The following is a 12,254-nucleotide window of genomic DNA, read 5'->3' as shown; positions in this document are numbered from 1 at the left end:
TCCTTCCGCCCCGACTACCAGGGCTCGTCGGTGTTGCGAACGGTGGGAGCCATGGGCACACGCACGCCCCGCTCAGCCGCGACGTTGACGGCGCGCTGGTAGCCAGCATCCACGTGGCGAATGACTCCCATGCCTGGGTCGTTCGTGAGGAGCCGCTCAAGCTTTGCTGCGGCGAGCGCCGTTCCGTCGGCGACCGACACCTGCCCCGCATGGATGGAGCGACCGATGCCCACACCGCCGCCGTGGTGCAGCGACACCCAGGTTGCGCCCGATGACGCGGCGGTGAGCGCGTTCAGCAGCGGCCAGTCGGCGATCGCGTCCGAACCGTCGGCCATTGCCTCGGTCTCCCGGTACGGGGAGGCCACGGACCCCGAGTCGAGGTGGTCGCGGCCAATCACGATGGGAGCGCTGAGCTTTCCCTCCGCCACGAGTTCGTTGAAGCGCACGGCGGCGCGGGCGCGCTCACCGTAGCCGAGCCAGCAGATTCGCGCGGGGAGGCCCTCGAAGTCGACGCGTTCCTGCGCCGCGCGGATCCACGTGCGGAGGTGTGTGTTCTCCGGGAACAGTTCGAGGAGCGCCTCGTCAGTCACTCGAATGTCCTCGGGGTCGCCGGAGAGCGCGGCCCAGCGGAACGGGCCAAGCCCTTCGCAGAACAGTGGTCGAATGTAGGCGGGGACGAAGCCGGGGAACGCGAACGCGCGCTCGAAGCCACCGTGGCGGGCTTCGTCGCGGATCGAGTTGCCGTAGTCGAACACCTCCGCGCCCGCGTCCTGGAACCCCACCATCGCCTCGACGTGCGCGGCCATCGCTGCCTGCGCATCGCGTGTGAACTGCTCGGGATCGGCCTCGGCGCGCGCCAGCCGATCCTCCACCGCGTAGCCGATGGGCAGGTACGACAGCGGGTCGTGCGCGCTCGTTTGATCGGTGACGATGTCGATGCTGATCTCGCCCGCGTGCTGGCGACGCAGGATCTCCGGGAACACCTCGGCCGCGTTCCCCACGAGTCCCACCGACCAGCCACGGCGCTCCGCCTTCGCGCGCTGCACGTTCGCGAGCGCGTCGTCGAGACTCGTGACGACCTCGTCGAGGTAGCGCTTGCCTACGCGGCGGCGCAGTCGGGTTTCGTCGACGTCAACGATGAGGCACGCTCCGTCGTTGAGGGTCACCGCGAGCGGCTGTGCGCCGCCCATCCCGCCGCAGCCGCCCGTGAGCGTGATCGTGCCCGCGAGTGAGCCGCCAAAGCGCTTGCGTGCCACCGCTGCGAAGGTCTCGAAGGTGCCCTGCAGAATGCCCTGGGTGCCGATGTAGATCCACGAGCCGGCAGTCATCTGGCCGTACATTGTGAGGCCCTCGGCCTCGAGTCTGCGAAACTCGGGCCAGTTCGCCCAGTCGCCCACAAGGTTCGAGTTTGCGAGGAGTACGCGCGGCGCCCAGACGTTCGTTCGGAACACTCCGACCGGCTTCCCGGACTGCACGAGCAGCGTCTCGTCGTCCTCGAGGTCGCGCAGGGTGGCGACGATCGCGTCGAACGCCTCCCAGCTGCGGGCCGCGCGGCCGGTGCCGCCGTACACAACGAGGTCGTCGGGGCGCTCGGCGACCTCGGGATCGAGGTTGTTCATGAGCATCCGCAGGGGAGCCTCGGTCTGCCAGCTCTTCGCGGTGAGCTCGGTGCCGCGCGGTGCACGGACGGGGCGGGCGCCAGGGAGTGACATGCTGGATCCTTTCAGGAGCGACGCTGCGGCGGTGCAGCGCTCTGCCTCCATCCCACCGGCTCCCCGGTGCCCGAACAACGCGCCTCCGGGCGGTCGTGTCCGGGATCCCAGACCCGCCGTGTTAGCGGCCGTCGGCGTAGCTCGCCCACCCCGCGGTGAGCACGCGGAACGCGGCCTCGAGCACGGTCTCCGGGTCATCGTCAGTGATGGCGAGCAGCTGGATCTGCAGTACGAAGCGCGCGTAGGCGCGGATCTCTGGGGAGGGAGCGTCGAGCCCGAAGTCGGCGGCGATCGCCTCGCCGAGCGCGTGCTCGTGCCGGGTCCACATGCGCGCTGCGTAGTCGGCGAGCGCTGGTGTGCGGTCGAGAAACTCCATGAACTTGCGCCCGCCGTCGCTGTGCTCCTCGCGGCTCTCGAGGATGCCCGCAAGGTAGTAGGCGTGGATGGCATCGGTGATCGTGGTCCCAGCTGCGCGGTCGCGGACCGCCGCGACGAGTCGCTCCCGCTGTTCCTCGTCTTCGTCGAACACGAGCGCTTCCTTCTGCGGGAAATGCGCGAACACGGTGGTGGGGGAGACATCGGCCTGGTCCGCGATCTCACGGATGCTGACGTTGTCAAAGCCGCGTTCGAAGAACAGCGCGGTTGCGGTATCTGAGATCAGCTTGCGGGTTGCCGCCTTCTTGCGCTCGCGGCGGCCGGGGAGTGCTGGCTCGGTCATGGCTGCAGTCTAGCGAGATTCCTGAGTCAGTGGAGCGACTTCAAAACTGTATTGACACCGAAACTGGTATTGATACACTTTCGGCATGAATTCTTCTTCCTCTGCTGAGCCGTCGGCACCGGCACCGTCCGTTGCCCCGCCGGCGGGCCGCCGGCGCGCGTGGGCCACCCTGATTGCCATCACGATGCTCAACGTGGTCGGTATGACCGTCGTGCTCCCCGTGCTCCCATTCGTGGTGCAGCGCACCGTGGCCGATCCGGGGCACCTCGCAATTTGGGTGGGCGTGCTCGAATCGGTCAACGCGCTCTGCGCGTTCCTTGTCGCGCCACTCTTTGGCGCGCTCTCGGACCGCTTCGGGCGGCGCCCGGTGATCATCATCGCGACCCTCGGAGCCGCGGTCGGCTTCGCGACGTTTGGGATCGGCGGTTCGGTGTGGGTGCTCCTTGCGGGGCGCATCATCCAGGGCATCACTGCGGGCGACATGCCGGCGCTGTTCGCCTACGCCGCCGACATCACTCCGCCGGCGCAGCGCGCGGCCCGCTTCGGCCTCCTGGGCGCGCTCAACGGCATCGGCTTCATGATTGGGCCAGCGATTGGCGGCCTCCTCGCCGCAGTGCACGTTGATCTCCCGGTGTTTGTGACCGCGGGCATCGCGCTCGTCGTGGCGACCGTCGCGTTTTTCGCGCTGCCTGAGAGCCTTCCCGCGGCGAAGCGCGCGCCACGGCTGCGATGGGGCGCGTTGCACCCCGTCGCGGTGTTCCGCGGCGCCTTCGCTCGGACGGAACTGCGCGGTCTTCTGATCGCGCTCGTGCTGATCGGCCTGCCATTCGGCATGTTCGTGAACAACTTCGGCGTGCTCGCGCTCGACCAGCTGAGCTGGACGGCAACGTCGATCGGGCTCCTCACCGCTGCGATCGGAATCCTCGACATCGTGCTGCAGGGCGTGCTCATGCAGGCGCTGCTGCCGCGCATGGGCGAGCGCGGCATCATTGTCGCGGGCCTCATTGCGCAGGCGTTCGGCTTCGCCGCTCTCGCGCTCGTCGGATCGGTGTTCGCGGAACCGTGGGTGCTGATCCTCGGGACCCTCCTCCTCGGCGGCGGCCAGGGCCCGGCGAGCGCGGCCCTTGATGGCGTGCTCTCGCAGCAGGTGGGGGAGAGTGAGCAGGGGTGGATCGCTGGGGTGATGCAGTCGCTCAGTACGGGAGTGAACGTGGTGGCCCCGCTCATTGCGGGCCTGCTCTACGTTTCGGTCTCGCACGCGGCCCCGTACTGGCTGGGGCTCCTCCTGCTCATTACCGCAATCGTGGTGGTGTCGCGCACGCGCTTCACGAGCCTCGCGCAGCGCAGCGGCGCGGCCGCGCCGACCGCCGCACCGTAGCGCAGGTGCGCAGGGGTGCCGCAGCATCGCGCTGGCTGCGGATCGGGGGTGGGGCACCCGCGCCCCACCCCCGACCGTGTGCCTATGCGCGCTTGGTGCCGTCGAAGAGGAACTTGAACGCGGCGCCCGCGATCAGGCCACCCACGATGGGGAACACGATGAACACCCAGAGCTGCGCAAGTGCGTCCGCGCCCCCGTAGAGCGCCGTGGCGATCGAGCGCGCCGGGTTCACGGAGGTGTTCGACACGGGGATCGACGCGAGGTGAATGAGCGTCAGCGTGAGGCCGATAGCGAGCGGCGCGAACCCGGCGGCTGCGCGCTTCGAGGTGACGCCGATGATCACGGTGAGGAACACCGCGGTGAGGATCGTCTCGATCAGGATCACGGGCAGGAGCCCGTAGCCGCCCGGCGAGTGCTCGCCGTAGCCGTTGGACGCGAAGTTGCCGAGGTCGGCGCCCTCGCGACCCGTTGCGATGACGTAGAGCAAGCTCGTGGCGATCGCGCCGGCGACGACCTGCGTAATGATGTAGCCCGCCACGTCACGCCACGCGAAGCGGCCAGCGGCGGCAAGTCCGAGCGTGACCGCGGGGTTGAAGTGCCCGCCCGAGATCGGCCCGAACGCGTACGCGCTCACGAGCACCGAGAGGCCGAAGGCCAGCGCGACGCCGAGGAATCCGACGTTCACGGGGGAGCCAGGGTCGCCGGGGAAACCCGCGGCGAAGAGTGCGGTACCGATCGAGCCGAAGACGAGAATAAACGTCCCGGCGAACTCGGACGCGAGGCGCGCGCCCGTGGTGGGCGTCTGGGTGGAGTCGGACATGTGGGGTCCCCCTTGTGGAACGGATGGTGCCCGGGTTCGGGCACTTTTGAATGTACTGTGCATTCGCGATATCCGCACCACTGTGATGCTCTGTGACGAACGCCCTGCGCGTCGTACGCTGGAGGCATGAAGCGTGTCGCAGTCGTGGTGCTCGAGGGGGCAAAGCCCCTGGACGTTGGCATCCCCGCGCAAGTGTTTACGCAGCGAGCCAGCATGCCGTACACGGTGGATGTGTGCGGAGTGCACCCCGGACTCATCGCTGGCGGCGATGGACTTTCCTACTTCGTGGAGCACGGCCTCGAAGCGCTCGATGCCGCCGATATCGTATTCGTGCCCGGCTACCGTTTCCCGGACCGCGAGCGACCGCCGGCGGCGCTCACGGCAGCGCTTCAGAGCGCGCACGCCCGTGGCGCGACGCTGGCGGCAATCTCGACGGGCGCGTTCGCGCTCGCGGAAACCGGGTTGCTCGACGGGAAGCGGGCCACGACGCACTGGCACTATTCCGCGGCGCTCGCTGAGCGCTATCCCGAGGTGCGTGTTGACGAGCGTGTGCTGTTTGTTGACGAGGGGTCCGTGCTCACCTCTGCTGGGGCTGCCTCGGGGATCGATCTCTGTTTGCACCTTCTGCGACGCGACGCGGGCATGGCGGTGGCAAATCACGCGGCGCGGCGCCTCGTCGCGGCCCCGTATCGCAGTGGCGGACAGGTGCAATTCGTGCCACACAGCGTGCCCGAGTCGCACGGTGAGCGCTTCAGCAAGACGCGGGAGTGGGCGCTCGAGCGGCTGGGAGATCCCCTCACCATTGCGCACCTCGCCGCCCACGCGCGTGTCTCGGGGCGCACCTTCTCTCGCCGGTTTCGAGACGAAACGGGGTACGCGCCGATGCAGTGGATCATGCGCGCCCGGCTCGATCGCGCCCGCGAGCTGCTTGAGGAAACGGACCTCGGGGTCGACGAGATCGGGGTGGCGGTGGGGCTCGGTTCAGCATCAAATCTGCGACGTTACTTTCGCCGCGTGCTTGAAACGACGCCGAGCGACTATCGCAAGACCTTTGCGCAGGGAGAGTTGGCATGATCCGCACGTACTGTGGCAAGCGTGCCACTCGTCTGCGCGACCGCACCAGGCCAAGCTGAGAACAGACGCGCTGCAGTGCGCGGGCTGACGTCAGACGGACACGAAGGATGGGAACATGACCGGTCGGGTGGCAATCAACGGCTTCGGACGGATCGGGCGGGGCGTGCTGCGCGCGACGCTCGAGCAGGGGAGCGAACTTGAGGTCGTGGCGATCAACGATCTCGGCGACATCACAACCCTCGCCCATCTTCTTGCCCGCGACAGCGTCTACGGTGCCCTGCCCTGGCCCGTGACAGTGGAGGGGAACGAGCTGGTCATTGGAGAACGCCGGATCAGGATCCTGGCCGAGCGCTCGCCTGCAGACCTGCCCTGGGGTGAGCTCGGCATCGACGTAGTGCTCGAATCGACGGGCATCTTCACGGACGCGGACGCCGCGCGCCAGCACCTGGACGCGGGGGCGCGGCGTGTGCTCGTCAGCGCGCCCTCGAACGGCGCGGATCTCACGATCGTGGTTGGGGTGAACGATGAGCAGTACGATCCCACGCAGCATGTGATCGTGTCGAATGCGTCGTGCACCACGAACGCGCTCGCGCCGCTCGCGCAGGTGCTCGACGCGCTCGCACCGATCGAGTACGGCGCGATGACCACCGTGCACGCCTACACCCAGGATCAGCGTCTCGCCGACGCGCCGCACAGTGATCTGCGCCGTGCGCGGGCGGCCGCACTGAACATCATCCCCACCTCGACGGGAGCAGCGAAGGCGATCGGCCTCGTCCTGCCGCAACTTGACGGCAAGCTCACGGGCAGTGCGATCCGCGTGCCGGTGCCGGTGGGGTCGATCGTCGAGCTCCATGCCACGCTCGCGCGCGAGGTCACCGAGGAGGAAGTGCTCCAGGCCTACCGCGATGCGGCGGCCGCGGGACCTCTGCACGGCGTGCTCGAGTATTCGGAGGAGCCCCTCGTGTCGACCGACATTGTGGGGAACCCGCACCCGTCGATCTTCGATTCGGCGCTCACGCGAGTGCACGGCCGCCACGTGAGCGTGGTCGCGTGGTATGACAACGAGATGGGCTTCTCGAACCGCGCGGTTGCCGCGCTCGAGATGCTCGCGGCGAGCTAGCGCCCTGCCGCGCTGAACGTTCTGCGCCGCCGGGGAGTGCTGCCTACGCGCTCCGGCGGCGCAGACGCACGATCAACATCGCGATGAGGCGCCATCCGAGTAGGAACACACCGAGCGTGCCGAGCGTGACGAGCACGAAGGCGAGCGCGACCCCGCCGCCCGAGAGCCACCGAACGAGCATGCCAATGGCCACGGTGCCGAGCCACACGGGGAGTCCCGTGCGCAGCAGCGCGATCGGTCGGCGGGCTGCGCCGCAGAGGATCCAGCTCAGTGCGAGTGCCGCAAGGAACGGCCAGGCCGTCTCGAGGAGGCCGATGAGGGTGGCCTCGCGGGCGTGGCTGCCACGACCCAGCCCGGCGAAGAGCAGTACGAGCGCGACGTCGAGCACGAGCGCCGGGAGCGCGCGCAGCGCGATCTGCGCGGCGGAACGCCGCGGCTGGGTGGGCGCGTTGCCTGTCACCGGGCGTCCCCCGTCTCAGGTGTGCGCGTTCGCGATACGAGATCGACCACCGCGTCGTGCAGTGCGCCGTTCGTGGCGAGCGAGCTGCCGTTCCACGCGCTCTCGGCCCCGTCAATGTCGGTGAAGCGACCACCGGCCTCGCGTACGATCGGCACGAGCGCGGCAAGGTCGTACGGCTTCACGTCGAACTCGGCAACAATGTCGACGAGCCCCTCGGCGAGCAGCATGTACGACCACATGTCGCCGTAGGCGCGATCGCGCCACACCGTGCGGCTCAGCGTGATGAGCGGCTGCAGATAGCCCGCGAGGTCCCACTGCTCAATGCTCTGGAAGCTGAGCGAAGCGTGCTCGAGATCGCGCACGCCCGAAACTCGGAGCTGCCGCGGTGCCTCGTTCGGCTGCTGGCCCCACGCACCCGTTCCCGTTTCCGCCCACCAGCGCGCGCCGAATGCGGGCGCCGACACGACACCCACTGTGGGTTCGCCGTCGACCTCGAGTGCGATGAGGGTGGCCCAGTTCGGAACGCCGCGCAGAAAGTTCGATGTGCCGTCGATCGGGTCGATGATCCAGCGCCGCGAGCCACGCTCCGCCGAGCCTGATTCTTCGCCGAGGAAGCTGTCGCCCGGCAGCGCGGACTCAATGCGATCCCGCAGTGCGCGCTCGACAGCCTGGTCCGCGTCGGTGACGAAGGTGCGATCCGGCTTCGTTTCGATCGTGAGGTCCGCAGCACGGAACCGGGGGAGCGAAATCGAATCGGCAAGATCTGCGAGTTCGAGCGCGAACGCGAGATCCGCGGACTGCGCGGGGAGTGAGGTGTTCATCGGCGCCCTCCATGAACGAGGAGTGAACTGGGGCTGGATACACGGAAAGCTCGGCACACGAGTGCCGAGCTTTCCGAACTGTGCGCCCTCACGGGCTCGAACCGTGGACCCGCTGATTAAGAGTCAGCTGCTCTACCAACTGAGCTAAAGGCGCTTACTTGCCGCTTCCTGAGCTCCGGGGCTCATTTGCAACGGGTGAAACTCTAACACGATCGCGACGCCGCGTTCAAATTCGCGTGGGTATCCCGCGCGCGTCGCGATCGTGTTCCCGTCCGGACGCCTGTCGTTTACTCGGTTTCTTGCGCAGCGACCGCGCGCGGCCGGGCCTTCCTGACGAGCAGCGCTGCGGAGACCGCGACTGCGATCACGGAGCCCACCATCACCGCGAGGCGCGCGGTGTCGGCGTCACCCGCGTCCGAGAAGCTCAGCTCGGTCACGAGGAGCGAGACGGTGAAGCCCACGCCTGCGAGGGCCGCCACACCAATCAGTTCCCGCCAGCGCACCGCGGGGTCGAGCTCGGCGCGCGTGAAGCGGGTGAGCAACCAGGTGATGAGGGAGATGCCGACGGGCTTGCCGATCACGAGGCCCACCATGATGCCGAGCGCGATCGGGTCGAGGGGGAAGCGGGACGCGCCGCCCACTGCAACGCCCGCGGCGAAGAACGCGAACACCGGCACCGCGATCCCGGTCGAGAGGGGGCGGAAGCGGTGCTCGAAGGTTTCCGCCAGTTGCGTGCCGTCGCGGCCGGACACGGGAACGAGGAAGGCGAGCACCACGCCCGCGATCGTCGCGTGGATGCCAGAGGCGTGGAAGAGGGCCCAGGCGACCATTCCAAGCGGGAGCAGGATGAGCCACGGGCCCCACGTCGAGCGGGCCAACCGGGCGGCGTACTTCCGGGAGATGAACCAGTAGAGGGCGAGCGGAATCACCGACAGGACGAGGGGGAGGAGCTGGATGTTCTCCGTGTAGAACACGGCAATGATCGTGATCGCGATGAGGTCGTCGACCACCGCGAGGGTGAGGAGGAACATGCGGAGCGCGGGCGGAATGCGCGGGGCGATGAGGCCGAGGACGGCGACGGCGAACGCGATGTCGGTGGCTGTGGGGATCGCCCAGCCGTGAGCCGCTGGCGTGCCCGCGGTGAACGAGACGTAGAGGAGCGCGGGCACAGCCACGCCGCCGAATGCTGCGGCGACTGGCACGATGGCGGTTGAGAACTTGCTCAGCGCGCCCGAAACGAACTCGCGTTTGAGTTCGAGCCCCACCATGAAGAAGAAGATGGCGAGCAGGCCATCCGACGCCCAGTGACCCACATTGATGTTGAGCCCGAGGCTTGCGGGACCGATCTTGGTGTCCCGGAGCGCGAAGTAGGAGTCAGCGATCGGGCTGTTCGCCGCGAGGAAGCCGAGCAGTGCGGCGATCATCACAATCACGCCGCCGACGACTTCGGCGCGGAGGAGTCGGCTCACGCGAGCGGCTTCGCGCTTGCTGACGAGCGAGAGGATCCTGCGTCGGCGTGGCCGCTCGGCGCCGGGGATCGGGGAATTCTTGGCTGGGGTCATCGTTGGCCTTCTGTTCGGGCACGGTCAATGGACACTGTCGACCAGACTTCCCGACTCACCGCGACACAGTGTAGCGCGGTCCCCCGCCCAGCGCGGAAGAAAACGCGGCGCGCCCTGGCGCTACTTGCCGTCGAACTCGCGATCCTTGTCCTGCATTGCAACGCTGCCGATCGCGAGAGCGAGCGTGGCGAGCCAGACGCCCCACACGACGAAGCGGCGCCAATCGCGGGGCATACCGCCCGTGCGGCGAGCGGTGCTTACCGCGCCGACCGCAGCGCCGAGCACACCGGGGTTCGTGAGGTACTTTCCAAGAGACACGCGTCCTCCAAATCGTCGGCTGTGCGGATCAGCCTACCCGGGGGAGGCGAACGAAAATCGAGGAGTGGGGTATTCTGGCGGATGGACTCCGCCGTGCGGAGCAGACTTTTCGCGGGAATCCCCGCGGTGATGGCAGTGAATGGAGTAAATCGCTATGGCGTCGCAGGACAATGGGGCACTGTTCGAGGAGAGCTCGCGGGGTGGGGTGAGCGCGGTCACGGCGATCTTCTTCGTCCTGTCCATCGCACTCGCATTCGGTGGCTTCGTACTGATGAGCTTCGGCTTCAACCCGTCGCTCGGAGCGACCACGGAGCTGTGGCTGTTCGTTGGTGGCCTGGCCGCGTCCATCGTGGGCTTCGCGCTGCCGTTCACGGTGCTTCCCGCTATCGGGAAGTAACGCATCACGCGCGAACGCGTCGTCGGCCTCTGGTCGGCGGCGCGTTTGTTGTTTTTTGGGCGCCCTCCGGTACTCCAATCGGGCATGTGGGAGGGCATAGACTTGGGGCATGGCAGAGATTGACATGAAGCCTCGAAGTCGCGACGTCACCGATGGCATCGAGGCCACGACGAGCCGTGGCATGCTCCGTGCCGTGGGCATGGGCGATGAGGATTGGGACAAGCCGCAGATTGGCATCGCGTCCTCCTGGAACGAGATCACGCCCTGCAACCTCTCGCTCGATCGCCTGGCGCAGGGGGCGAAGGAGGGCGTGCACGCCGGCGGTGGGTACCCGCTGCAGTTCGGCACGATCTCGGTCTCCGATGGCATTTCGATGGGGCACGAGGGAATGCACTTCTCGCTCGTCTCGCGCGAGGTCATTGCCGACTCGGTCGAGACCGTCGTGATGGCCGAGCGCCTCGACGGCACGGTGGTGCTCGCCGGGTGCGACAAGTCTCTGCCCGGCATGCTGATGGCCGCCGCTCGCCTCGATCTCGCGAGTGTGTTCCTGTACGCCGGTTCGATTGCGCCCGGCTGGGTGAAGCTGTCGGACGGCACGGAGAAGACCGTGACGATCATCGACTCGTTCGAAGCGGTCGGCGCGTGCAAGGCCGGCACAATGTCGGAAGAAGACCTGAAGCGCATTGAGTGCGCAATCGCCCCCGGCGAGGGTGCGTGCGGCGGTATGTACACCGCGAACACGATGGCCTGTGTCGCTGAGGCACTCGGGATGAGCCTGCCCGGCTCGGCGGCTCCGCCCTCTGCCGACCGCCGCCGCGACTACTACGCGCACCGCTCCGGTGAGGCCGTGGTCAACATGCTGCGCAAGGGAATCACCACCCGCGACATCCTCACGAAGAAGGCGTTCGAGAATGCCATCACCGTGGCAATGGTGCTGGGCGGCTCGACGAACGCGGTGCTGCACCTCCTCGCGATCGCTCGCGAGGCAGAGGTAGAACTGACGCTCGACGACTTCACGCGCATCGGGCAGAAGTCGCCGCACCTCGCGGACGTCAAGCCGTTCGGTCAGTTCGTCGCGCAGGACTTCGACCGTGTCGGGGGCATGCCCGTCGTGATGCAGGCGCTGCTCGACGCCGGCCTGCTCCACGGTGACGCGCTCACGGTCACGGGGAAGACCGTCGCCGAGAACCTCGCCGAGCTGAACCCGCAGCCCCTCGACGGCACGGTGATTCGTCAGCTGGACAACCCCATTCACGCCACGGGCGGCCTCACCATCCTTGACGGCTCGCTCGCGCCGGAGGGCGCGGTCGTGAAGACGGCCGGCTTTGACGCCGAGGTGTTCGAGGGCCCCGCGCGGGTGTTCGAGCGCGAGCGGGCCGCGATGGACGCGCTCACCGAGGGCAAGATCGGTGCGGGCGACATCGTGGTGATTCGCTACGAGGGGCCCAAGGGTGGCCCGGGGATGCGTGAGATGCTCGCCATCACCGCAGCGATCAAGGGCGCGGGGCTCGGAAAAGATGTACTACTATTGACGGACGGACGATTCTCAGGCGGCACAACCGGCCTGTGCATCGGCCATATTGCACCAGAGGCAACGGACGGAGGTCCAATTGCCCTGGTCCGCGACGGTGACCTGATTCGGGTCGATATCGCCGCACGAACGCTCGATCTGCTGGTAGATCCCGCTGAGCTTGAGGCCCGCCGAGCCACCTGGGCCCCGCTTCCCCCGCGATACACGCGCGGCGTACTTGCGAAGTACTCCAAGCTCGTTCGTTCCGCCTCCGAAGGCGCCGTCACCGGCTAAGCCGCGACGCCCCGCTTCCGCAGAGACGGAGTGCGTTGCACACGTTTGTATTGCGTTCCACCTTACGATC

Annotated in this window: 12 protein-coding genes and 1 tRNA gene; 5 read left to right on the top strand and 8 right to left on the bottom strand. The window is 67.8% G+C overall.

The annotated features are described in order from the left end of the window. Positions 1-14: 14 nt before the first annotated feature. Positions 15-1,712 carry a urocanate hydratase gene (gene hutU, locus ACR81A_RS10440; RefSeq protein WP_440311761.1) on the bottom strand — a complete coding sequence of 566 codons (1,698 nt, stop codon included), beginning with the start codon at positions 1,710-1,712 and terminating at the stop codon, positions 15-17. Between the two features lie 121 nt (positions 1,713-1,833). Continuing rightward, complete coding sequence (locus tag ACR81A_RS10435; RefSeq protein ID WP_202381167.1) at positions 1,834-2,430, bottom strand: TetR/AcrR family transcriptional regulator; 597 nt, start codon at positions 2,428-2,430, stop codon at positions 1,834-1,836. An 85-nt stretch (positions 2,431-2,515) separates the two neighbouring features. Between ACR81A_RS10435 and ACR81A_RS10430 the strand changes: the two genes are divergently transcribed. Next, positions 2,516-3,808, top strand: a complete 1,293-nt coding sequence (locus tag ACR81A_RS10430) for an MFS transporter (RefSeq protein WP_202381168.1) — start codon at positions 2,516-2,518, stop codon at positions 3,806-3,808. An 82-nt stretch (positions 3,809-3,890) separates the two neighbouring features. On the opposite strand, the gene aqpZ is transcribed toward ACR81A_RS10430, so the two are convergent. Further along, positions 3,891-4,628 (bottom strand): aquaporin Z, encoded by a 738-nt coding sequence (gene aqpZ / locus ACR81A_RS10425; protein WP_440311760.1) that lies wholly within the window; start codon positions 4,626-4,628, stop codon positions 3,891-3,893. A 126-nt stretch (positions 4,629-4,754) separates the two neighbouring features. On the opposite strand from aqpZ, the gene ACR81A_RS10420 reads away from it, so the two are divergent. Continuing rightward, positions 4,755-5,702, top strand: a complete 948-nt coding sequence (locus ACR81A_RS10420) for a GlxA family transcriptional regulator (RefSeq protein WP_202381170.1) — start codon at positions 4,755-4,757, stop codon at positions 5,700-5,702. Between the two features lie 115 nt (positions 5,703-5,817). Then, entirely contained in the window at positions 5,818-6,822 is a 1,005-nt protein-coding gene (gap, locus tag ACR81A_RS10415; RefSeq protein ID WP_202381171.1) for a type I glyceraldehyde-3-phosphate dehydrogenase, read from the top strand. Between the two features lie 43 nt (positions 6,823-6,865). On the opposite strand, the gene ACR81A_RS10410 is transcribed toward gap, so the two are convergent. The 5 genes from ACR81A_RS10410 to ACR81A_RS10390 all read right to left on the bottom strand — a co-directional run bounded on the left by ACR81A_RS10410 (position 6,866) and on the right by ACR81A_RS10390 (position 9,983). Continuing rightward, positions 6,866-7,282 carry a DUF3054 domain-containing protein gene (locus ACR81A_RS10410; protein ID WP_440311759.1) on the bottom strand — a complete coding sequence of 139 codons (417 nt, stop codon included), beginning with the start codon at positions 7,280-7,282 and terminating at the stop codon, positions 6,866-6,868. Continuing rightward, positions 7,279-8,103 carry an inositol monophosphatase family protein gene (locus ACR81A_RS10405; RefSeq protein WP_440311758.1) on the bottom strand — a complete coding sequence of 275 codons (825 nt, stop codon included), beginning with the start codon at positions 8,101-8,103 and terminating at the stop codon, positions 7,279-7,281. The genes ACR81A_RS10410 and ACR81A_RS10405 overlap by 4 nt, the downstream gene beginning before the upstream one ends. A gap of 81 nt (positions 8,104-8,184) precedes the next feature. Beyond that, positions 8,185-8,257: transfer RNA gene (locus ACR81A_RS10400), tRNA-Lys, on the bottom strand. 133 nt (positions 8,258-8,390) lie between these two features. After that, positions 8,391-9,665, bottom strand: coding sequence for a Na+/H+ antiporter NhaA (nhaA, locus tag ACR81A_RS10395; RefSeq protein WP_202381173.1), 1,275 nt, complete (start codon positions 9,663-9,665; stop codon positions 8,391-8,393). Between the two features lie 120 nt (positions 9,666-9,785). Continuing rightward, positions 9,786-9,983: a hypothetical protein gene (locus ACR81A_RS10390; protein WP_202381174.1), complete on the bottom strand. Its 198-nt coding sequence runs from the start codon at positions 9,981-9,983 to the stop codon at positions 9,786-9,788. Between the two features lie 154 nt (positions 9,984-10,137). Between ACR81A_RS10390 and ACR81A_RS10385 the strand changes: the two genes are divergently transcribed. Further along, entirely contained in the window at positions 10,138-10,380 is a 243-nt protein-coding gene (locus ACR81A_RS10385; protein WP_202381175.1) for a hypothetical protein, read from the top strand. A gap of 109 nt (positions 10,381-10,489) precedes the next feature. Further along, a complete protein-coding gene (ilvD, locus tag ACR81A_RS10380; RefSeq protein WP_440311757.1) occupies positions 10,490-12,184 on the top strand; it encodes a dihydroxy-acid dehydratase in 1,695 nt (564 codons plus the stop codon). Positions 12,185-12,254: the final 70 nt, after the last annotated feature.

Origin of the sequence: Leucobacter chromiireducens, from assembly GCF_051993095.1 — a bacterium.
Taxonomy (GTDB): domain Bacteria; phylum Actinomycetota; class Actinomycetes; order Actinomycetales; family Microbacteriaceae; genus Leucobacter; species Leucobacter chromiireducens.
The sequence above is the reverse complement of the archived record's forward strand: the minus strand, read 5'-3'. Positions and strand labels throughout refer to the sequence as shown.

Coding starts and splice junctions, on each gene's coding strand:
- hutU (WP_440311761.1), bottom strand. CDS start 1,712: ATGTCACTCCCTGGCGCCCGCCCCGTCCGTGCACCGCGCGGCACCGAG.
- ACR81A_RS10435 (WP_202381167.1), bottom strand. CDS start 2,430: ATGACCGAGCCAGCACTCCCCGGCCGCCGCGAGCGCAAGAAGGCGGCA.
- ACR81A_RS10430 (WP_202381168.1), top strand. CDS start 2,516: ATGAATTCTTCTTCCTCTGCTGAGCCGTCGGCACCGGCACCGTCCGTT.
- aqpZ (WP_440311760.1), bottom strand. CDS start 4,628: ATGTCCGACTCCACCCAGACGCCCACCACGGGCGCGCGCCTCGCGTCC.
- ACR81A_RS10420 (WP_202381170.1), top strand. CDS start 4,755: ATGAAGCGTGTCGCAGTCGTGGTGCTCGAGGGGGCAAAGCCCCTGGAC.
- gap (WP_202381171.1), top strand. CDS start 5,818: ATGACCGGTCGGGTGGCAATCAACGGCTTCGGACGGATCGGGCGGGGC.
- ACR81A_RS10405 (WP_440311758.1), bottom strand. CDS start 8,103: ATGAACACCTCACTCCCCGCGCAGTCCGCGGATCTCGCGTTCGCGCTC.
- nhaA (WP_202381173.1), bottom strand. CDS start 9,665: ATGACCCCAGCCAAGAATTCCCCGATCCCCGGCGCCGAGCGGCCACGC.
- ACR81A_RS10385 (WP_202381175.1), top strand. CDS start 10,138: ATGGCGTCGCAGGACAATGGGGCACTGTTCGAGGAGAGCTCGCGGGGT.
- ilvD (WP_440311757.1), top strand. CDS start 10,490: ATGGCAGAGATTGACATGAAGCCTCGAAGTCGCGACGTCACCGATGGC.